The sequence below is a fragment of the Epilithonimonas zeae genome (genome assembly GCF_900141765.1).
Lineage (GTDB): Bacteria > Bacteroidota > Bacteroidia > Flavobacteriales > Weeksellaceae > Epilithonimonas > Epilithonimonas zeae.
This window is the reverse complement of the sequence record NZ_FSRK01000002.1, coordinates 941,395-964,634: the sequence shown is the minus strand read 5'-3', so window position 1 is coordinate 964,634 and position 23,240 is coordinate 941,395. Positions and strand designations below refer to the sequence as shown.

Here is a 23,240-nt window from a genome sequence, read left to right as displayed (position 1 = left end):
GTTATATGTTATGTCAATGAACTTTGTTCTTTTCGCTTCATCAGGAATCTTAATCTGTCATCTTGTCCCTGATTTGCGAGTGCAAAAGTAAAAAGCTTTTCCTAAACTACCAAAACTTTTTTGAAGTTTTTTTTAATTAACCACAAATCCGTTTTTAATATGTTTTTCACTCCTCTCCTGCGCTACCAATTCTCTCGTTTTGGTTCTGCAAATATAGGGTGGAATAATCTGTATTTGCAAATGGAATTAACAATACGTTTACAATTGTGTAAAACTAGCTTAATTAAATAACTGTAAAACAGACTACTATAAAATCATTTAAAGTTATCCACATTATGTTAAATAGATAAAAACTGTTAAACTATGTAAGTTTTGTGGAAATTGCGGCAGGGATAGTAGCGGTTATCCTTTTGCTTTTTTCTCCGATTGTGAGACTAAAGTTCAACTTGGGTTGTATATTCTTTATATATATAAAAGGTGAAATAATAACAAAAAAAGCAAAAGATATGAGCGGATAGCTCGGTGACAAAAATAGCTTGGTAAAGTTTGGGCTTTTTGGCAGTCGCCCAAAGTACAGGAATTGGTTAATCAAATATTTAAAACCTAGTGCAATTTCTCGCAAATTGAGCAGATTTAATATGATTCAAAATAATCTTAGATTCGGTTTTGGAATTTTTCATACTTATTATATATATAGTATGAAAAGGATAATCCTAATGTGTCTGCAACTGCATCTAAAACCTCGAGCGAACGACCGAGTTTCATGATGTCTTGTAAAATTTCTGTTAATAATGCGTAAGAAACTAGAATCAGAAAAAAATAAAGTAAAGACGTTTTGGGAAAACGGAGCCTGAAGAAAAATCCCAAAAGAAAGAAAATGGTAAAATGAATAAGCTTGTCCAAATGGGGGAACATAAAGGAGTATTCCTGATTTTCCAACCCGGGACGCAAAAGCATATAAGTAAGAAATGCCCAATAAATGGGCAATATAATCTTACTGTATTTTGTTATGATATTATCCAACAACTTCTTGGTATTCTTCTGCAGATAATAGCGTTGATAAATCTGCTGAGTCAGAAATCTTCAGTTTGATGATCCAACCTTTTCCATACGGGTCAGTATTCAACAATTCTGGTTGATCTTCTAAATCTGCATTAATTTCTAAAACTGTACCTGCTACCGGAAGATAAAGGTCGGAAACAGTTTTAACTGCTTCTACACTTCCGAATACATCGCCCTCGTTCAGATCTTCGTCAACGGTATCAACATCTACGAAAACGATATCTCCCAATTCTCCTTGGGCATAATCTGTAATTCCGATAGTTGCTGTATCGCCTTCTACTTTAATCCACTCGTGGTCTTTGGTGTACTTTAGTTCTGATGGTGTGTTCATTTTCTTAGATTAGGTTTTGGCAAATTTAATTATATAATTAGGATATAACAATAGAATAAAAATAAATTACAAAAAAAGAGTAAACAAATTTGCTTACTCTTTTTTTTATTAATTACTAGCTCCTCCGAATGTCATCGTTGCTGTAATACCAGCTCTGATGGTTGACAGCGGGAAGGCTGTTGAAATCTTATACTTGGTCATCATCTGATCGTAGAAGAATTTCAGGTTCAGATTTTGTGACATATTATAATCTGCGGATAACTTGAGGCTGAAAATCTTTTGTCCTCCTGTTACCTGAGAGTCGTCTATCAAGATATTGGTAATGGTTGTTTTACTATCTCTCATTGATAAGTCTGCTCTCATATTAAGATCACTCTTGATGTCTCTACCTTTTCCTTTATAATTAATTCTAATCTTAAGGTCTTTCAAAATGTATCCGTAACCTACGACGAACTCGTTTCCTAACTCCTCCGTCAATGTTGTATTAACTAACCCTAACAAGTAAGTTCTATCTCTATTGTAGTTGAAACGGAACTGCATATTGTTTCTCATCGTTACATCAAAACCAATCAACGGAGAGAACGATTCTACATATCCAACTTGTGTAAATGTATAAGGATTATATCGGTTACCATTGGAGTCATAAGCTGTGCTTGGATCTCTAAGGTCTCTGTCAAAATAATCTACACTCGCCTGAACACCAGACATCGTAAATGTTGAAACATAAGAATGTAAAACATCAAACTTAGAGAATTGACTGTTAACAATCGGTAAGTTTCTGAGTCCTGAGTAAACTAATTTCCAGTTTGGTAATGGAACTCCAGCTTTAGTAGGATTGCCCATTTTCTTAGGAGATTTACCTTCTATAGCAGCTTTGAAAGCCGGAATCAAAACGTAAGAATTACTTCTGGAGTAACCAGCCGTGTAACCTTCCGCATCTTTAATTCCTTCGTACTGTTGAGAGATGGCTAATGCATTATCTTTTATAGATTGATAAAGTGCAGCACCATCTTTGAATGCTGTATTGAACGACCAAGATGTATTGGAGTAAGTAATCAATTCTGTTCCGAAAGCATCTCTGTAACCTCGATAGTTTTCTAAATCGTTAACCACATTATAGCCACCTTGAACATAATTTCTACTGTAATTCTGCAACACATTGAAATCTATTCTAAGATCGTTTGCCGGCATAACTTGTAAGTCTGCTGTAAAGGTTCTGTTGTTCAATTCAGAGTAAGCATCATTCATCAATGTTGAATTAGAAACCCATCCATTTTCTATTACAGTTCTTCTGATATCAGCTTGCGATCCTAATAAGAATCCAATAGTTGGACCACCAAGTGTTTGTCCGTAACCATAGAAGTTAGGTGCGGATAATAATCCTGGCAAAACAATTCCATTATTTTCATTGTAATTAACATTCAATTGCTTCAATGAAGTTAATGCATAAGCTACAGCCTGAAGCGGTTTCAACTTATTCTTGAATTTATAATTCTTGAATTTGAATCTGCTATTCTTTTTAGTAAATGCTGTATTATAAACATTACCAAGAGAATCTATCTCTTGACGACGTTTTTGCATCGTTTCATTTATTTTTCTGAAATAGCTGAACTTACCTAAAAACTTCGGAACATCTACAGTTGAAGTCGCTACAATGGCGTTGGTATTTTGAGAAATGTTACCCAAATTATCATACTCCTTAGTGTCCTCATTATAGAAATTTCTAACAGCAGTTGATCTAGCATTCCAGTTATATTGGAACTGATAACTCAATTCTGCATTGATGAAATCCAAATATGGCAAATACTCAAACGGCAATCTGTAATTCAACTGTGCTCTGTGGTTATACAAAACAGGACGACCCGCTCTGAATGGATTGCTGAAGATAGATTTGTTGTTCATAGAATTAACATCCATCTGGTCATTCAATGTTTTAGTTTCAGAATTGATTTCTAATTTTAAAGACTTAGTAAAATTAAATCCTAAACTATATTGCCATCCAAAGAAGAAGTTTCGGTTTCTGATAGTTTCAAAATCCTGACCTCCACTTCCGGAAAGTAAAGCATCAACATTTCTATATTCTAGCTCATTGTAATTTCTATCCAAAATAGTTCTGAAAGATAATCTTGTAGGAACCGGATTGAAGTTAAATTCTTTAACCCATCTCAAATATTTGTATGATTTCGCTGTATCGCTAACCATTTTGTTGAATGGCTTCAGAACATACGGTTTGAAAGTATAGTTGTACTCCAAATAACCATTCAAATATTGTTTGTAATTACGTTTCGTATAAACATCACGATAGAAATCATCATTATAAATAGCCGTAACATTTAAGTTTTCTACATCATAGAATTTTGGCTTTTTATCCGGATTCATTCTTTCTTTTCTCATATTCACAACTCCGATGCTTCTTTGTTGTGTGTAGGTGCTGACTACTTTTTTAAGTTCTTCTTGATTCGGAGCTTTAGACAATTCAACATCATTATCCAAAGGATTATATTTTGGATTGGTCATTGTCTGAGTATAAGAGTAGTTCAAAGGAATCTTCATCCCAGATTTTTCCGGCAAGAACTTATCTACGTTAACAGTCGTATTAATACTGAAAGCAGAATTCTCATCCTGAGATCTTTCTGATGGTTTTTGATCAATTGCTCCAAATCCGATTGATGCATAAGAAGCATTAGCATTCACCATTGCAAAATCTCCAAGATTGAAGTTCAAACTCGCATTACCTGCATAACCACCTTTGTTCTCGATTTCCGACAAACGAATTTCGTTAACCCAAAGCACAAGAGTTTTTCCAGTTGCAGAACTTACATCATTATTCCTAACACCAATCATGATAGTGGTGACATTACCAATACTTGGACGACCTTTGACATAGATCTTTTTGTCGTTATCTCCATAATCAGCATAAGGATATCTTGAGTCTATTTTAATTTGAGAATTAGGGTTGTTTCTAATAAACTCATCTCTTTTTAATTTAGCATTGACAAAATTCTCAATTTCTAAATCTACATTGTTTGCATCTGGCCAAATGTCTAAAGGTGATGTTGCATTACTTGCCGTATAAGTTAAAGAAGACTCATACTCGTAATAGTTATCTGTATTATCACTACCAAAACGAATAAAGAATTTTGCATTTGGATCTAATGTACTTGTATTAGAAGTTGTTTGGTTAGTTTGGTTTTCCGCATGTACAAACAAAGCTAATTTTTTGTAGCGACGCATATCCAGACTTGTATTTTTGAAAACCCCTCTTGACTCTCCTTTTAGATTATCTACTTTCATATACAAAGAAGATTCATTCTGTCTTTGTGCTCCAGCATTACCACTCAACACTTGTCTGTCGATTCCTGGAGGCAAAACATAAGGAGGCGTTCCTTGCGCATTTTCTTCTAAGTTGACACTTCCTACATTAAAGTTAGAATTAATATTGGCGTCTGCGCTATTTCCTTCGTCAGCAGCTGTAACAGTTTCACTAAAGATTTTATTTGTGTATTTTCTCCAATCAGATCGTACTAAATCAAAAGAACCAAATCTCAATGTTGATGTCTGGTCAAAACCTTTCATCAATAATCTGGCAAATCTTACGTTATTTAGAACAGATGCTTCGGAATCCTGAACATATGGATTAGTATTACCTGAAGTACCTACTCCATCATACTCTGCAACTGGAATTCTAAATAAATACCATTTTACTTTCCCAGCCTGTCCGTTTTCAAACTTAACATCAACTTCTTTTACATCAACAATTTTATTCTGCCCCACCACCATACTTGTTGGATTAAGGTCGATTGTATATTGATTATAATTTTCTGTCTGATCAAGGTTATAATCTCTATTGATATCTTCTGCATCGGGAGTTTGTGTTGCCACTTCCAATGTGTTGGCTGCAGAGTTACCTTCAGGTCCACGGAAATATTTATAACGCTCTGTCAATGAAGAAGCTAAATCACCCTGAAATTGATCTGACAAATAGAAAACAAAGTTATCTGAAGCCGGATCTAGTTCATTCGTAACTGGGTTCACAAAATTAACACCAAATTTTTCTTGCTCTTGTGTCCCACTTAATCCATCATAACCTAAATCCTGCTGCGCTCTTTCATCACCTTCTGATGAGAAAGCATAAAGAATTGGAACCTGTTTTGGCTGTGTTCCCCATTTGGATGTCGTTGTATTGGAAGGCACACTTCCTGTTGGCATTCCGTTTTCGTATTGCAATCTGCCATCTTTCAAAACATCCTCAGAAACGTTTCCTAATTGTAGTAATAATTTTGGATCACTTCCTAAGTTATTGCCATCTGCACGAGGATCCATCATCCAGAATTCTACATAATCTATATTAGAAGTTACAAAGTTGGTAACCGAAATTGGTCTCATCAAACCAGCCCATCTTTGCGAAGTTGTCTCTGTACCTGGGTTGACATTATAAGGCCCTCTCTCTTGCGGATAATACGTAATATCGAAAGTATTAAGAAGCGTTTGTTCTCCCGCAACATAATCTCTGTTGCTGTAGATCTCCTGCATCTGAACTCTTCTGGATGCATGGTTGGAAAGTCTTTGGGCATTAATTCCGTTTGGTGCCGCACCGCCAACTCCATAGAATCTGGGATCGATGGTGTACCATGATAACAACCCTCTTCCGTTTCCAGTCGTTGTGTCATCATTATTGACATTCATTGGGAAAAGCGCAGGATAATCCTTATTCTTTTCCGGACGAGATGCCAAACTCCACATTGCAGGTTCTTTCAAAGAAATCTTTGAAGTGGTTTGTTCAAAATCATCAATATAAGATTGATCATTGATTCCTTTACTTTGACCAGGAATCAAGTAAGCTCCTTCAGCTTTAAAGTTTAGATTAGACGGCGCTTCTGTATTGATGAACGGAATTTTATCTGTTAATCTCGTCAAGAATGGCAGCTCATTGTTATACATCATATTGAAGCCTACCATTGTATTACTTACCGCTTCCTGACCATAATTTACTTTTTGGGTTAATGGTCTTTCTGTATAATTAACTGCAGTTGCACCAACTGTCAAATGTTCATTGAATTTTCTTTCCAAATTCAATCCCCAGAAACTTTTTCTCTGAGTATTAAAAGTTAATTGATTTTCCAGTGAAATATTAATTGCCTGTCCAGATTGTTTTACTGTTTCATTAATGATGTTAACTGTTCCAGACATATAATCTACAGTATAGTCTACACCTTCTACAAGCTGAGCGCCATTAGCCGTAACTTTTACAGAACCTTGCGGAACATTGATTGCACCAAGAGAAATCCCTTGTCCTTGAGCACCTTTATAACGACCTTCAATCGTGTATCGTTGCGCTAAGTTGCTTTGTTTTGCAGTTTCTTTTAATTTAGTATATAAGTCACTGTAGACATAATCTTTTGTATTATTACTTTGTAAGATTTTGGTTAGGTAGCTACCAAACGGTTGAACTTTAGTAAAGATTACTTTTCCATTTTCCGCATCTACAGTTGTTCCGCTTACAAAGTCAAATATCCCATCACCAGTTGTTCCGTTAGCATTGGTTTGCAAGTCATTATTTGCATTTAACCTATCCCAGTTGAAAACTCTTAGTAGATTCTCTTGCTCAAATTTGGTAAAATTACCATCAGCATTATTATTATAAGTAGCACCAGCCAAGTAATTAACCTTACCTCCAGAAGACGGATCTTTGAAGTAGACATTTAATAAGAAATCCTGTGCCTGAAGTTGACTTGAATTAAGAGAATAAATATTCTTCATCATCAAATCCCACATTGGAGATGTAGGTTTTACAGTAACATTGGATTTCAAAAGTTTTGTAATCAAGACTGCATTTTCTTCAGAAAACTCTCCGACTTTATAAACCTGACTAGACCCATTGACTGTATATGAGAATGAAGCCGCAACAAATTGATTGTCATTCAGCCTTTGATTTAGGGAAATATAACCCAATTGTGTATTGTATTTATACTCTGAAGAAGTCAGTTTTCTTGCCTTTACATTGTTCATGAAATGTTCTCCCGAAACAAATGGCTCAGGTGTTCCTTGAGCATTTGGGAAAGATCTACCATTCAAAGTACTGTAAGCTGCAACAACATCTCTTGTAGTTCCTAATGCAGAAGAGATCTGTTGATATAAATTGTTATTTGCGTTATTTGGTGTTACTCCTTGTCCATCACCCAAATCTCTAATTCCGACAATTGGTTTCTGAGATTCGATATTAGCGCCACCTTGATCCAAAACCCAAACTTCAAGTCTTGTAATATTGATTCTGGAATTGATTAATGGATAATTTTCTAATGATGTATCGTAATTATCTTTGAAATAATGTCCTAAAAAGTAGTGCTGATTATCTTCGTAATCATAAGCATTAACTTTGAAAGTACTCATCGTCCCACCACCTTGGGCAACAATGGTTTTAGCTTCACCTTGTTGTTGTGAAAACACCAAAGTTCCGGTTGTTTTACCCAACTGGAATTCTGTTTTAAGACCAAATAAAGATTGAGAACCTCTGATTAAACTTGTAGAAAGTGGCATACTGATATTACCTACTTCTACTCTTTTGATGATTTTATCTTCTGGATCTTGTCCTTTTTCATTTAGACCTTTGGACTGTAGATCTTTCCATGAGCCTTTTGCCTGCCAAACCATATTCATCCGGTTTTCGAAAGCAAATCCACTTTGTGTATCGTAATTGGCTTTTAACTGAAGATTTTCTCCAACTTTACCGGTAATTCCTAATTGAATTCTTTGCTGAATATTAATTGCAAAACTAGTTCTGTTCTGAGGAAGAATCAATGGATTATCAATTTTCTGATAAAGTCCACCCAGATCAAATGATGCAAAACCTTGAGGAATCAATTCAATTTTATTACTTCCAAAAATATTTTCGAACATTTTATTTTTGATGGTAATAGCCGGAATCAAGCCTTTTTTCTTGGCATCTGTCTGATCTTTTCTCCTTCCAAGATCATTTAATAATGACTTTTCTTCGTAATAGGTACGAAGATTGCTTTCCATTACATAATTCTTGTATTCCTCAAAAGTCATGGCAATCGGAGAGCCTACAACCGAATTTCCGATTTTCGGATACAGATAATACATTCCCGTTTTGATGTCATAAAAGGCATCATAACGAATGGGATCACCAAGGCTAAATTCTTTTCTACCCGTCACCAAAGTGTCGGCAGGTTTTTCTTGCGCAGCAATGTTGGTAAAGCCTACAAAAAATAAAAAAAGGAGGGTTAATTTATAAAGGTAAATATTTTTCTTCACTTATATTCTTTTAAGAAACTGATGACAAAATTGTCCTCATTTGTTAAATATTTTTTAAAATCTCTTTCACTAATTCTTCTACAGAAGCATCGGGGTTTTGCTTCAAAATTCTATCAGCAATCTTCTCGCTTACTTTCTTGGAAATCCCTAAAACTTCTAAAGCAGATAACGCTTCATTTTTGTTTTTATTGTTTGCAGAAACAGAAAGTTTTTCTTCAGAATTCCCGAAGTTACCGACTTTATCCCGCAAATCTATAATGATTCTTTCCGCAGTTTTCACACCTATTCCTTTCACCTTTTGGATAAGTCCACTATTACCGGAAAGTATAGCATTAGCAGCCTCTGATAAACTGAGCGAAGATAACAATATTAATGCAGAAACAGGTCCTACACCATTAACACTTATTAACAGGTTGAACATCTCTTTTTCCTGTTTGGTAAAGAAACCAAAAAGCAAATGAGCATCTTCACGGATAATCTGTTGAATGTATAATAAAACCGGAGATTCTAATTTCAGATTTTGGGATGTCTGCAGACTAATGCCTACATAATATCCAATTCCGTTAACATCAATCACAGCAAATGTGGGCGTTAACTCCTGAACAACTCCTTTTAGCGAATATATCATTGAATTAATAAAAAATTAGGGTTTTGCGAAGATATAAATTAACTTAAAAACAAAAGCCATTTTAATTTCTTAAAATGGCTTTAAATGAATATTTTTAAATAAATGTTTACTTTTTGTCTTTCGTTTGTGCGTCAAGAACTGCAATTGTTGCAAGATTTACAATTTCATCAACACTAGATCTCATCTGCAGAACGTGAACCGGCTGGTCTAGTCCCATTAGGATTGGGCCGATTGTTTGAGCCGCTTTCATTCCTCTGATGATTTTATAAGATAAGTTGGCACTTTCAAGATTTGGGAAAACCAAAACGTTTGCTGGGTTAGTTCCTAATTTTGAGAACGGATAATCTGCCAAATGGTCGGCATTCAAAGCAAAATCTGGCTGAATTTCTCCGTCAACAACCATTTTTGGATACTTCTCGTGAAGAATTTTCACTGCAGCAGCCACTTTTTTAGAAGTATCAGCCTTTGCCGAGAAATTCTCAAATCCTAACATTGCCACTCTTGGTTCTATAGCAAAAGACTTCACTGTATATTCTGCCATTCTTGCGATTTCTACCAAATCTTCCGCAGTTGGATTCTTGTTGATAGAAGTATCCGCAAAGAACAATGGTTTCTTTTCTGTCAAAATCATCATCATTGCCGCTACTTTGTTTACGCCTGGTTTTCTGTCAATAATTTCTAAAACTGGCTTTAGAATAGAAGCATAACTTTTTGAGAATCCAACAATCAAAGCATCGGTATCACCGTGTTTCAACATCAATGGTCCAAAATAATCACGTTGTCTTACATAGCGTTTTGCTTTGTACTCATTGATTCCTTTTCTGTTTCGTTTTTCCCAAAGGGTTTTACGGTATTTTTTTCGGGTTTCTTTTTGCTCATCATCATTCGGGTCGATGATCGGAATGTCTAATGTGATTCCGTATTCTTCCATTTTTTCTTTGATGAGTCTTTTGCTTCCCAACAAACTAGGATAAGCAATTCCTTCTTCCTGAAGAATCTGAGCAGCTTTCAGAATATTGTACTCTTCTCCGTTTCCAAGCGTGACTCTTTTTGGGTTTGCTTTTGCGCGGTTTTGCATCATTCTTACGAGTTTTTCATCCCTTCCCATTCTATCAAGAAGTTGATTTTCGTAAGCTTCAAAATCCTCAATTGGTTTTCCGGCAATTCCGCTTTCCATAGCTGCTTTTGCAACAGCGATAGAAACCTTTGTAATCAATCTGTTATCGAATGGTTTTGGGATAAAATATTCCTTTCCAAAACTCATATTAGTCACATTATAGGCCAGTTTTACCATTTCCGGAACCGGCTCTTTTGCTATTTCTGCCAAAGCGTGAACCGCAGCCAGTTTCATAGCCTCATTGATTCCTCTTGCCTGAACATCCAAAGCGCCTCTAAAAATATAAGGGAAACCAAGAACGTTATTCACTTGGTTAGGATAATCACTTCTTCCAGTAGCCATCATCACATCATCTCTTGTTGCTAATGCAAGGTCATAACTGATTTCCGGGTCTGGATTTGCCAAAGCAAAAACAATTGGATTTTCTTTCATAGAAAGCAACATCTCTGCAGACATCACATTTCCCTTTGACAAACCGATGAAAATATCAGAACCTTTGATAGCATCTTCCAATGTATCGATATCGGTTTGAGCGATGAAATCTAATTTCTCTGGCGTCAGGTTTTCTCTTCTTTGATTGATGACCCCTTTGCTGTCACACATCAATATATTTTTTGGATTAAGGCCTAGAGAAATGTACAATTTAGCACAAGCAACCGCCGCCGCTCCAGCGCCATTGATCACCATTTTCACTTCCCCAATTTTCTTTCCTGCAATTTCCAAAGCGTTGATTAATGCTGCGGCAGAAATGATTGCAGTTCCATGCTGGTCATCGTGCATCAATGGAATATCCAATTCCTCTTTAAGTCTTTGTTCAATATAGAAAGCTTCCGGTGCTTTGATATCTTCCAGATTGATTCCTCCGAAAGTTGGCGCAATGGCTTTTACAGTTTCGATGAATTTGTCCGGATCTTTTTCGTTGATTTCAATATCAAAAACATTGATTCCTGCGAAAATCTTGAAAAGCAAACCTTTCCCTTCCATCACTGGCTTTGAAGCTTCGGGACCGATGTCGCCTAAACCTAAAACCGCTGTTCCGTTAGAGATTACAGCAACCAAATTTCCTTTTGAAGTATATTCGTAAACGCTTTGTGGGTCATCGTGGATGGCCATACAAGGCACAGCCACACCCGGAGAATAGGCCAAAGACAAATCTCTCTGTGATGAATGCGGTTTGGAAGGTATAACTTCGATCTTACCTTTCGGTTCTTGACGGTGGTAATCTAAAGCGGCTTTATCAAAAGCATTTTGGTCTCTTGAATTTTTTGACATTGTTGAATTTACTTTTGTTGTGCTTCTAATATTATATAGAGTCACGGGTTTTTATTTTTCTCTGCGTAAGGGCGGAGGGCATTGTTGGAGCTCCTCGCCAGAGGCGAGAGCGACTGCCCGCAGACCGACCCGCTTGTTTTTGTGGCTGGTTCAGCTCGGAAAAACAAAGGGATACGCCCCAATTATTATTGCAAAGTTAAAGCTTTGGAATGATATAGTCACGATGATAATTTACCAGACTTTCTATCGGACGCTGAACAACGGTTCCGATTTTGAAGTGAAAATCCGATGCCGCAGCTCTTAAAGAATCCTCAAAAAAATAGGCAATTGAACCAATAAAATTGATTTCGCTTTCACGGCATTCTTCGTACGGCATTACCTGAAACTCAAGGAAGTTCTTGAGTTCTTTGTAAATAAAATTCTGAAAATATGGATGTGTTTTTCTGTCCACAATGAACCTTGTGAAATCTGCCATATAAGCATTCGCCCGTGGATTGTGATACATATTTTTGAGCAAATCGTCTATGTTCAACTGATAAATCTCAGTAAATTGCTGATGCAAATCGGGCGGTAATTTCTTCATAAAATAATGACGAACCAACTGTTTTCCTAGTGCACTTCCACTTCCTTCATCGCCAATCAGAAATCCTAAAGAAGGTAACTCTGTTTTGACATTTTCGCCATCGAAATAGCAGGCATTGGAACCTGTCCCGAGAATACAGACAATAGCCGGAACACCTCTGTATGCAGCATACGCCGCAGCCAAAAGGTCTTCTTTTACTCGAATCTGTGCTGTGTTGAAAACTTTCTGAATTTCTCTTTCTACAATCAGTTTATTTTCGGGAGTTCCGCAGCCAGAACCGTAGAAAAAGATGTTTTCCAGATAGTCTTTGAATTTGGTAAGTGCCTGATTTTTTTCTATTTCAATTGTAATCAGTTCTGGTTTTATGATATTCGGATTGAATCCAACGGTTTCCGTCTTCAGAACTTCTGTACCGTCGTTTTCCAGAATAACCCAATCGCATTTGGTAGAACCGCCGTCAACAATGGCAATCATATAATATATTATTTAGAATGCTAAAATAATATTTTTTCGGGAAGGTTTGGCGATTTACTTTTTTTCGGCGTTGTCTTGGATGAGCCAATCTTCGATTTCGTCTTCCAGATAATTTGTTTGTAATTTGATTGCATTAATGAAATCGTCGGGAATACTTTCTGTAGAATCGCTGCTTTCGAGATTCCAAAGTTCATCGGACATCAATTCATATTCTGAATAGATTCTTTTGAAACGTGAGCTCGTTTTTTCCAACTCCTCAATCTTTTTTTGCTGAGGCAGAAATTTTCTGTAAGGCCTGCTAGAATTTTTCATTTTTCATTAATTATTTTGTAATTGTGGTGACTTAAAAAGAGATGAAAAAATTTCCCGACCAAAAACATAGTCAGGATTTGATTATATCATCGACTAACATTAACATTTTCACAATTTATTAACTATTTAATAATTAATCTTTCATGCAAATCGTGAAAACCATTAATACTTAATAAAAGTAAAAATATTTTTGAGACTAAAAAATTATTTAACTATTATTTTAAAACATTTAACAATTCGTATAAATTTGCAAATGAAATGAAACAATTAATTCTCCGTCATAAGCAAGTTCTACTCTTCATCATCGCTGGTGGACTAAGTGCGATTGTAGAAATCGGCAGCTTCAAAATGCTAAGTGTTTACCTCCCGAAAGTGTTCTCGTGGGAATATAATCTGTCTGGAATTAAATATCCGTTTAGTAATATCCTGTCCACAAGCTGCGGAATTATCACAAATTATTTTTTGAGTATCTGGTTTGTCTTTGAGAGAGGGAAACATTCTAAGAAAAAAGAGTTTGTTTATTTCATTTCTGTGTCGGTAGTTTCTACATTCATCAGTTTGTTTCTGTTTCAGATTTTATATCATTTTGTTTTCAAAGACGCCATAGATTTGGGAGTTTATGTTCTTTCGCAAGAAATGATGAGCAAGATCACTTCCATTATTATTGTGTCTCTTCTTAATTATTCTATAAAGAAAAAAGTGATTTTTAACGGATAAAAAACTATTTTTGATTTGAGTTAAATTTTAAGTAAGATTAATGAGAACAATTCTGGTCTATGCGTGGCGATTTTGGATGGTAATTTTGGGAACCGTTCTTACATTAATCTTCTTTCTTCCTGTTTATATTTTATCTTTTCGAAAAGAGCATTATAAATATTGTTACTTCTTCATCCGGCTTTGGGCGATTGGAATGTTCTACGGAATGGGTTTCCGTTATAAAAAGATTCTCAAAACCACGAAAAAAATTGATAAAAATCAACCTTACGTCATCATCTCCAACCATACTTCTATTATGGATGTGATGTTGCCGTGTATTCTTTTTCCAAATCATCCACTTTGTTATGTAGGAAAAAAGGAAATTGAAAAGATTCCGATTTTTGGAACGGTTTACAAAAGAGTTTGTGTGATGGTCGATAGAAAAAGTGCCAGAAGTCGCGCCGATGTTTACCGGAGATGCGCCGAAAGAATGCAGGACGGACAAAGTGTTGTGATTTTTCCAGAAGGTGGCGTTCCTGATGATACAAGTGTAATTCTTGACCAGTTCAAAGATGGTGCTTTTATTTTAGCTGCTAAACATCAATTCCCGATTGCGGTTTTCACTTTCCGAGGCTTGAAGGAAATGTTCCCCTTTGATAATAAAAAAGGTTATCCCGGAGTAGTGAAAGTTTTCTTCAATGATATCCTGACACCAGATGCGACACAAAAAGAATTAAAAGAAAAAGCATTTGAAGAAATCCAATTGTCTCTAATTGAGGAATTAAAATAATTATTCTCCAAATAAGACTTTTTACTTACATTTGTTTTTAAATATTAACCTTAAATTAACAATAAATTAAATAATGGAAACACAAAAAACCAATTGGGCGCAGTTTATCCCGCTTGTTACCGTTTTCTTTTTCTGGGGATTTGTTGCTGCGAGTAACGACATCTTGATTCCAGTTTTCAAAAAAGCTTTTAGCCTGTCGCAAGGAGAAAGTCAACTCGTATCTGTGGCATTTTATATTGCATACACAGTTGGTTCAATCATTTATATGCTGATTTCATTAGCTATTGGAAAAGATTTGGTCAACAAAATTGGTTATAAAAACGGTTTAGCTTTAGGGCTTGTAATTTCCGCAATAGGAACATTATTGTTTTATCCTGCGGCTAATCTGCATTCGTTTCCATTAATGCTTTCTGGATTGTTCATTGTGGCTTTAGGATTTTCATTACAGCAAACTGTTGCTAACCCACTTGCGATTGCACTTGGTCCTGTAAAAACGGGTTCTCAAAGATTAACATTAGCAGGAGGAATTAATAATCTTGGAACTACAATTGGTCCATTGATTGTGAGTTTCGCCATCTTCGGTTCAGCAGCTTCTGAGAATACAGAAATGAGCATCGAAAGTGTGAAAATTCCTTATTTGGTTTTAGGTGTAGCATTCTTAGCCGTTGCTATTTTGCTTAAGTTATCATCTTTGCCAGAACATCCAGACACTATCGAAGAATCTGTAAAAGATGAAGGAACTGTAAGAAGTTCTGCTTTGAAATATCCACAATTATTATTGGGAATGTTAGCAATTTTCATCTACGTAGGTGTAGAGGTTTCAACCGCAAGTAACCTACCTGCTTATATGGAATCTATTGTGAATTCTGAAACTGGCGTTCTTTACACTTTGCAAGAAATTTCACCATACATTTCTCTATATTGGGCAAGTTTGATGATTGGTCGTTGGACTGGTGCGGTAGAAGCTTTTACAGATAATATGAGTTTGCAGAAAATTTTGAGATTTTTAGCACCTTATTTAGCATTCGGAGTTTTTCTTTTGGTTAACGCTATTGCAAAACACGATTTGACACCTTTCTATGTTTACGGATTAATTATCTTAGTATTGATTGCCGCAGATATGGCGAGTAAAGGAAATCCCGCAAGAATGCTTTTGATATTCTCAGCTTTAGGGATTGTAGCTACTGGAATTGGTATGTTTACAGATGGAATTATCAGTATTTATGCTTTCACAAGTGTTGGATTGTTCTGTAGTACGCTTTGGCCTTGTATCTTTACACTAGCAGTAAGCGGTTTAGGAAGACACACCAGCCAAGGAAGTAGTTTCTTGATTATGATGATTATGGGAGGTGGAATTGTAAGCTGGTTGCAAGGATTCGTTTCCGAAAGTATTGGTATCCAAAACAGTTATATTGTTGGAGTCTTATGTTTTGCTTATCTTGCATTCTATGCTTGGAGAGTAAGTGGAATACTGAAGAGCCAAGGTATTAGTTTTGATAAAAAAATATCTGGTGGACACTAAAAAAAATATCTTTATAAAAAATAAACTTTGGGCAATCATTTTGGTTGCCCAATTTTCGTTATTCTATATCCTATCGAAGTTTGAATTTGCTACAACATTCTTTTCGAATCTATATGAATGGAAAAAGGATTTTCATGTCCGATTATTTTCCGGATTCGGATTTTCTGTTGGCGATGTTATTTATACGATTGTGTCGCTTGCCTTAGTTTATTCAATCATCAAATTAATAAGAACGAAAAAGAGTTTGACTTTAAGGAAAATATTGATTTTTGTAAATGTCTTTTATTTCGTATATCAATGTTTTTGGGGAATGCTATATTTCCAGCCTTTGATTATAAAAAAGCTTTCGAATAAAGAAATGAAGATTAATGATTCTGATTTAAAAACTTTGAGTCTGAAATATCTTGAACTTTGCAAACAAACGAGAGAAAAAGTTTCCGAAGACAAAAACGGTGTTTTCACAATTAATGATATTGATAAAATCAAATATGAAATTCTTGAGCAACAAAAGAGTTTACCACATTTCATCAACACAAAAGAAACCGTTAAGATTCTATCTGTAAAATCAAGTCTTTACAATAGCTTTATGAATTACACAGGAATATTAGGCTATTACAATCCTTTCACAGCAGAATCACAATTTAATCCAAATCTTCCAGCGACAAATATTCCGTTTACGCTTGCTCACGAAATGTCGCATCAACTTGGCTATGCAAGAGAACAAGAAGCCAGTTTTATCGCTTATTTATGTGCAAAAAACACCAACAATGTAGATTTACAATATAGCACTCGTCTTTATGTTTTAAAAAGTCTATTAAGGGCATTGTCGAGAAACTTAGAGAATAAAGATTTTGTTTTAAAAATGATTTCTCAGTATTCTGAAAAAATGCAAAGAGATAGAAAAAACGAATTAGAATTCTACGAAAAGAATGAAGGAATTATAAGTGACTTTTTTGGTGTAACCAATGATTTATTTTTGAAGTCAAATCAACAAGACGGAAGGGTGACTTATTCCTATTTTATCAATCTTTTGGTGATGTATGAAACAAAAAAAGAATCGTACTAGGTACGATTCTAAAAACACAAATGATGAAAAAAAATTTATTGCTCCTGAGTGATTGTCTCAAAAGCCCCGTAAAAGTACAACATATAAATGTAACCTCCAAATATATATTTAAAAATATTTATCAAATATTAAAAACAAACTATTAATCAATAAATTAAAATTTTTGGTATTGTTCATTTAAATCAGTTAAAACTAAAGTTATCAAACTGATTATTTAAAAATATTAGAAATAAAATAGATTTTAAGTCCATTATTTGAATCATTTTCAATGAGCAAATTGAAGGCGCAAAACCTACTATAACAAATTGAAAAACAACAACTAAAGCATTAAAAACAATAGTATGATTTCTGTAATTATTCTCATAATAATTTCTTTCCCTTATCTCTATAGACTATTTTTGTACAAGAAATTTGAACGTAAATAGTTATTATTGATTTTTAAACAACAATAGAAACTTATAATTTATAAAAACACAAAAACACAAGTGATCAAATGGAAGTGAGTAATAAAATAACTTGCTTCCATTTTTTATTATATTGAACTCATCATAAAGCTTAGGTCCATTTTTAAAATTGGAATCTTTCTTAAATATAGAGCTAAAAAAACCGTAAATTGAAATCAATTTACGGTTTTATCTTGTAGCGAAGACGGGAATTGAACCCGTGACCTCAGGGTTATGAATCCTGCGCTCTAACCAACTGAGCTACCTCGCCATTTTTGTGGTGCAAATATAAGGATTATTTGCATTTCCACAAACTTTTAATTAACTTTTAAATAATCTAAAACATCACCTACATGATTAGGTTTGCTAAGAATCTTATTATCAGAATCTAAGACAAAATATGTAGGTGTAGCAACGATATTATAAGTTTCTCCATAAGAGCTATACCAACCTTTCCCTTCTGATGCACTTACCCAAGGATAGATATTTGCTTTGTTTTTGAACTCATCCAAACTACTATCCAATGAGAAACCAACAATTTCTATATTTTGCGCTTTAAGTTTGTCATATTTCTCGAGTAATTTAGGCAACTCGGCTTCACAATGCGAACAAGTGGAAGACCAAAAAACAACGATTTTTTTAGAAGCTTTGATATCATATAGAGATTTAGCTTTTGTATGGATTGCATTAGCTAATGTATTATTCGGCATTTTTGCGCCAATCTCTGTATTATTATTCGCCTTCAGTGTAGAGGATAACCTGTCGTTGATTGTACATTTCAGATTATTAGCTTGGGCAAGATATTTCTCCTTCAATTTATCCATATTGTAAGAATTAAAAATATCGATAAGCTCAGACAATATCGTCTGTCCACGTGGCGTCTCAAGGTTTACAGCATCCAACAACTTATCAACACCACCTTCAACATTTGATTTGGATGCGTTTAGATAGTTAATTAAGGATGGTTTTAATATTAATGATGTCTCCAGATACTCACCAGATTTAGAATAAAAATCGATATAATCCTGTGGTTTTATTTCTGCAGCTTTTTCCTGAACAGAAAATTTTTGATTCTTATTATAATAATCTAAAAAAGGGTGTGAAGCGTAAAGCGATGAATCATTTTTAGAAAGAGCATTGATTTCTGTTTCTAATGATTTATAAAAAGTCTCAGAAGGTTTATAATAATCTTTAATTTGAATAAGAGCAGGCAAGATCAACTCCTGTTTCTTTTGAAGTTCTACATCATTACTAAAAAGCTGATTGGTCGCATCAGTAAAAACTACATTGGAGATTTTATTTTTACTGTCCAATTCAACTTTAAAATTAATATTGGAGTTCTCAGAAGCCATATTAATGGATGAATTGGACTTTTGAAAAAAAGCTCTCATCATCCCTATGTATTTTTTATCAACTTTAAAAACAGCTTTGTTATTGGTAATTTTAGCTTTGGAATAGAGTATTTCTTTTGATCCATTGAATCCATATAGATAAACTTCTGAATCCGCTAAATAAGTTGGTATATCGGCGCTTACAGTGAACTGCGGAAACGCATATGCAGATAATAAAACACTGCTAACGAATAATAATTTTTTCATAGAATAAAATTAAAAAAAACCCACTAAAAAAGTGAGTTTTACAGTACTAAAATATATTTTTTATTGTAATGTTCTTTGTCTTGATTTTATTACAAAGACTACAATCATTACTAAGGCTACTAGAAATAAGCCTATTACATAGTCATCAATCGGTGATGCCGGATAAGCTCCAATATCTCCAGACTCTGGATTTTCGGGTGGTGGCGGGACAGATTGCCCAAAAGCAAGTATACTCATTACTAAAAATAAAAAACCGTATACTTTTTTAAATAAAAGATTTGTCATCATTAAATATTTGTGTGTTTAATTAACAATTTTTTTAATTACAACTTCTCCTTTATCAGAAATTGCTTTCACTACGAAAATACTTTTTGCCTGATAGTTCAAAGGAATAGTATAATCTGTATTTGTAGAAATACCTGATTTTGTATTTAAAAGCTGTCCAGCTGAAGAATAAACTTCGACAGTAGCTTTATTCCAAGCTTTCGCAAATCTCACAGTCCACTTAGAATCTTTTTTAGCAATAACAGTTTGAGAATTATTAACGTTCCCTGTTCCTAAAGTTGCACCTTCAGGTAATCCATAATAAAGTCCTAAATTTTGTGACCCATTCATTGAAAGACTCTCACCATCAACGGCTTTTACAAATAGATTCTGACTGTTTTTAAGATAAAAACTCTCCCCATTACTTAAGCCTTCAGGCATCCTATTTCCTTTTTCATAAACCTCAAATTTCAAGTAGTAAGGTTCTCCAATATCATTGATATATAATGGAATTTCTTTAGATCTGAATCCAATTTCATTAGCCTCATTAATATAAAGTTTACCTAAAAGGTTAATATTCTCACCACCATTTGTGACTTCTTCTTTAGTGAATATAAAACTTTCATTGCTACTATAAGCTTGCAAATTAGTATTCTCAGGATCATTTCCTGTAATAGCAGAAGGAGAAACCGCATAATATGTCCGCCCTATTTCTAAACTATCTTTATCATACATAATAACTGCAAGTTGCTTCACTATTTTATCTGTAGGTACATCTGTATCTTCTGATATTTTACTTGTAGGATTAGTAGTCTGAGTTGTATTATCTCTTGATGTAGAAGCAAAACGTCTTAACAATGTATAGTTAATAGAAGATGCACTACTGCTACCATTGTCTGCAGAAAGTTTAACCATGAATTCTCCCATAGGTTTTATTATCAAACGGCTACCACTAACGTCACCAGCTTGAAAAACTCCTGAACTAGCAATCATAACTACAGTTCTTCCGGCTGTACCATTAGCTGAACCAGTAGGATTTTCTGTAGGATATCCTGTTCCAGATGCCCTTGTCCAGGTTAATCCAGAAGTATAATACGCCACTCCTAGCAAATTTGGTATTGCATTACCATCTGCATTTGCAGCTTCAGACTGTCCAATATACCTAAGATCAATATTCGTCAAGAAAGGATTTGAAACCTGATAAAGGTTTTTAGCATAATCTACAGCCCAACCACCAGCATTTGCAGTCTTTGAACGAAAGGGATCATCTAAATAACTATAATATTTCTCTGTATAATAATTGGAAGCAGATCCATTATATCCAAAATTAATACCGCTAGAAGCTCCAGTAAATGAATAGGTTTGGTTTCCGCTAACATCAGAGACAGGCGTCCCTGCAAATGTAGTCACTGCAGATGATAATGCCGCATCCCACACTACAGTTCCAGAAGCATTTCTTCTTGGTATAATATAATAATCTAACGGAGTTCCAACATTAGTCGTTGCTAGGTTAGCACTACCAGCAGCAATCTGATCAAATCTAGCTCTAGCATTATTCCATCTGAATACGGAATTTGGGCTAAAACGTCCCGATGGTGTATTTGCTCCATTTGTTACATTCAAATAATTACCTCCCGTGTTTCCAGGACTACTTGTTACATTAGCTACTAAGTCAGATATAGTATAATTGAAAAATGGCAAAGCTAACTGTTGTTTTGCAGTAGTTCCGCTATTAGCGTCCGCCCGATATTCCTTGTTTACTTTACCTGTAATATTTCCTTGAGGAATATCTTTAATATAAAGTTGCCCATAATTTTGAGCGCCATTAAATTTTAAATTCAAGCTTGAGGTAGATGCAATATTAAAGATATCAGCCGTAGAAGGATCTTTAACAATCATAATATTTCCGGAGTTATTAACTACAGCATTTCCGGCTGTTTGTAGTCCTCCTCCGTTGTAAACCAAAGTCTGGCTTTGTACAGTAACTAATGCAGAATTACCTACATAAGTAAGTACTTGCGAGAATGCAATACTATTAAAAAGTATTAGTTGGAGAATAAATAATTTTCGTATCATCGTGTGTATGTGTTTGTGTGTTCTTCCTGCAAAGATATTAATTTTTTAAATACTTGAAAAAAATATGTGAATAATTAAAGATTTTATAATATTGACTCAATTTTAACGCTTGGATTATTTTCAATATCAAACATATAATCCTCCAAAACCTTTTCGGTTGTCCCTCTCAGCCCTCTTGCTCCAAGTCCTTTATTCATAGTATCTTCCACAATTTCTTCAATCGCATTATCTGTAAATTCAAGAACAACATTATCCATTTTGAACAACTCTGTAAACTGATTGATAATCGAATTTTTTGGTTCTTTCATAATTCTTACAAGTGTCTCTTTTGTTAATTTATCCAGATAAGTAATGATTGGAAATCTCCCCAAAAGTTCAGGTATCAATCCAAAACTCTTCAAATCGATCGCATTGATCTGACTTAGGATATAATCGTCTTCTTCTGTTTTATTGATTTTTTCCGCAGAAAAACCAATGGCTTGTTTATTCAACCTTCTCTCGATAATCTCTTTCATTCCGTCAAAAGCACCACCAGCAATAAACAAAATATTCTGAGTATTAACCTGGATATATTTCTGATCCGGGTGTTTACGACCACCTTGAGGCGGAACATTGACAATACTTCCTTCCAACAATTTCAATAAACCTTGCTGAACACCTTCTCCAGAGACATCTCTTGTGATACTCGGATTATCAGATTTTCTGGCAATTTTATCAATCTCATCAATAAAAACGATTCCTTTTTCAGCTTTTTCTACATCATAATCTGCAACCATCAACAATCTGGAAAGAATACTTTCTACATCTTCCCCAACATAACCTGCTTCTGTAAGAATTGTTGCATCTACGATACAGAAAGGAACATTCAGTTGTTTTGCAATCGTTTTTGCCAACAGTGTTTTTCCTGTTCCAGTTTCGCCAATCATTATGATGTTCGATTTCTCAATCTCAACCTCGCGGTTTTCGTCTTGCGCATGTAATAATCTTTTGTAGTGATTATAAACTGCAATCGACAATTGTTTTTTAGCTTGATCCTGACCGATCACATACTCGTCAAGGAAAGCTTTTATTTCTCTAGGTTTTTTAAGTTCTTCCAGAGATTCTGCCATAGAAGCAGATTCTGAAGTTTTATTTACACTATCCTTTACGATAGAATGTGCTTGTTCAATACAATTTTCGCATATAAAGCCATTCTGTCCAGAAATCAGGATTTGAACTTCATCCTTTTTTCTTCCACAAAATGAACACTGATTTGGATTCATAATTTTCTTAAGTTCTAAAATTAAAAAAAGAAGTTCAAGACTTCTTTTATGCTTTTGTTATGGATTCCTGAATTTCTTTGTACTCTTCTGGCGTAAAAACCAGCCTGACATTTTTAAAATTAAGCTCATCCATACTGTTAAGTGGTATCAAATGAATATGAGCGTGAGGCACTTCCAACCCAACAACAGCCACACCTACTCTTTTACAAGGAATAGCTTTTTTGATTTGTTTTGCAATATCCTGGGTGAAAGCCCAAAGCTCTTTATAATCATCAGAATCTAAATCAAAAATAAGATCGGTTTCTTTTTTCGGAACAACCAAAGTATGACCTTTTACCAAAGGCATTGCATCTAGAAAAGCAATATGCTTGTCGTCTTCTGCTATTTTATAACTTGGGATTTCTCCGCTGATGATTTTAGAAAAAATAGTGCTCATAATTTTTTTAATATTGATTTTAATTTTCAGCAA

The 23,240-nt window shown here is 34.6% G+C and carries 16 protein-coding genes and 1 tRNA gene; 4 read left to right on the top strand and 13 right to left on the bottom strand.

What is annotated here, in order from left to right; genetic code table 11:
- Window positions 1-654 precede the first annotated feature (654 nt).
- The 7 genes from BUR19_RS16220 to BUR19_RS16190 form a co-directional block, all read right to left on the bottom strand.
- Window positions 655-957 (bottom strand): VanZ family protein, encoded by a 303-nt coding sequence (locus tag BUR19_RS16220; protein WP_317041456.1) that lies wholly within the window; start codon window positions 955-957, stop codon window positions 655-657.
- Window positions 958-1,015: 58 nt separating this feature from the next.
- Window positions 1,016-1,393, bottom strand: coding sequence for a glycine cleavage system protein GcvH (gcvH, locus tag BUR19_RS16215; protein ID WP_074236463.1), 378 nt, complete (start codon window positions 1,391-1,393; stop codon window positions 1,016-1,018).
- A 108-nt stretch (window positions 1,394-1,501) separates the two neighbouring features.
- Window positions 1,502-8,668, bottom strand: coding sequence for a T9SS outer membrane translocon Sov/SprA (gene sov / locus BUR19_RS16210; RefSeq protein ID WP_074236462.1), 7,167 nt, complete (start codon window positions 8,666-8,668; stop codon window positions 1,502-1,504).
- A 43-nt stretch (window positions 8,669-8,711) separates the two neighbouring features.
- Window positions 8,712-9,296, bottom strand: a complete 585-nt coding sequence (gene ruvA / locus BUR19_RS16205; protein ID WP_074236461.1) for a Holliday junction branch migration protein RuvA — start codon at window positions 9,294-9,296, stop codon at window positions 8,712-8,714.
- A 106-nt stretch (window positions 9,297-9,402) separates the two neighbouring features.
- Window positions 9,403-11,685, bottom strand: a complete 2,283-nt coding sequence (locus BUR19_RS16200) for an NADP-dependent malic enzyme (RefSeq protein WP_074236460.1) — start codon at window positions 11,683-11,685, stop codon at window positions 9,403-9,405.
- A gap of 196 nt (window positions 11,686-11,881) precedes the next feature.
- Window positions 11,882-12,742, bottom strand: a complete 861-nt coding sequence (locus BUR19_RS16195) for a BadF/BadG/BcrA/BcrD ATPase family protein (protein WP_074236459.1) — start codon at window positions 12,740-12,742, stop codon at window positions 11,882-11,884.
- A gap of 54 nt (window positions 12,743-12,796) precedes the next feature.
- Window positions 12,797-13,054, bottom strand: coding sequence for a hypothetical protein (locus BUR19_RS16190; RefSeq protein ID WP_074236458.1), 258 nt, complete (start codon window positions 13,052-13,054; stop codon window positions 12,797-12,799).
- Window positions 13,055-13,312: 258 nt separating this feature from the next.
- Between BUR19_RS16190 and BUR19_RS16185 the strand changes: the two genes are divergently transcribed.
- The 4 genes from BUR19_RS16185 to BUR19_RS16170 all read left to right on the top strand — a co-directional run bounded on the left by BUR19_RS16185 (window position 13,313) and on the right by BUR19_RS16170 (window position 17,128).
- Window positions 13,313-13,771, top strand: a complete 459-nt coding sequence (locus BUR19_RS16185; RefSeq protein ID WP_074236457.1) for a GtrA family protein — start codon at window positions 13,313-13,315, stop codon at window positions 13,769-13,771.
- Window positions 13,772-13,811: 40 nt separating this feature from the next.
- Entirely contained in the window at window positions 13,812-14,540 is a 729-nt protein-coding gene (locus tag BUR19_RS16180; protein WP_139297388.1) for a lysophospholipid acyltransferase family protein, read from the top strand.
- 73 nt (window positions 14,541-14,613) lie between these two features.
- Window positions 14,614-16,062: an MFS transporter gene (locus BUR19_RS16175; RefSeq protein ID WP_074236456.1), complete on the top strand. Its 1,449-nt coding sequence runs from the start codon at window positions 14,614-14,616 to the stop codon at window positions 16,060-16,062.
- Complete coding sequence (locus tag BUR19_RS16170; RefSeq protein WP_074236455.1) at window positions 16,052-17,128, top strand: DUF3810 domain-containing protein; 1,077 nt, start codon at window positions 16,052-16,054, stop codon at window positions 17,126-17,128. The genes BUR19_RS16175 and BUR19_RS16170 overlap by 11 nt, the downstream gene beginning before the upstream one ends.
- 640 nt (window positions 17,129-17,768) lie before the next feature.
- On the opposite strand, the gene BUR19_RS16165 is transcribed toward BUR19_RS16170, so the two are convergent.
- The 6 genes from BUR19_RS16165 to BUR19_RS16140 form a co-directional block, all read right to left on the bottom strand.
- A tRNA-Met gene (locus BUR19_RS16165) sits at window positions 17,769-17,842 on the bottom strand.
- A gap of 46 nt (window positions 17,843-17,888) precedes the next feature.
- Window positions 17,889-19,169, bottom strand: coding sequence for a thioredoxin-like domain-containing protein (locus tag BUR19_RS16160; protein ID WP_074236454.1), 1,281 nt, complete (start codon window positions 19,167-19,169; stop codon window positions 17,889-17,891).
- A gap of 60 nt (window positions 19,170-19,229) precedes the next feature.
- A complete protein-coding gene (locus BUR19_RS16155; protein WP_175565925.1) occupies window positions 19,230-19,454 on the bottom strand; it encodes a hypothetical protein in 225 nt (74 codons plus the stop codon).
- An 18-nt stretch (window positions 19,455-19,472) separates the two neighbouring features.
- Window positions 19,473-21,509 (bottom strand): hypothetical protein, encoded by a 2,037-nt coding sequence (locus BUR19_RS16150; protein WP_074236452.1) that lies wholly within the window; start codon window positions 21,507-21,509, stop codon window positions 19,473-19,475.
- Window positions 21,510-21,592: 83 nt separating this feature from the next.
- Window positions 21,593-22,771, bottom strand: a complete 1,179-nt coding sequence (gene clpX, locus BUR19_RS16145; RefSeq protein ID WP_074236451.1) for an ATP-dependent Clp protease ATP-binding subunit ClpX — start codon at window positions 22,769-22,771, stop codon at window positions 21,593-21,595.
- Window positions 22,772-22,817: 46 nt separating this feature from the next.
- Window positions 22,818-23,207: an HIT family protein gene (locus BUR19_RS16140; protein ID WP_074236528.1), complete on the bottom strand. Its 390-nt coding sequence runs from the start codon at window positions 23,205-23,207 to the stop codon at window positions 22,818-22,820.
- Window positions 23,208-23,240 lie beyond the last annotated feature (33 nt).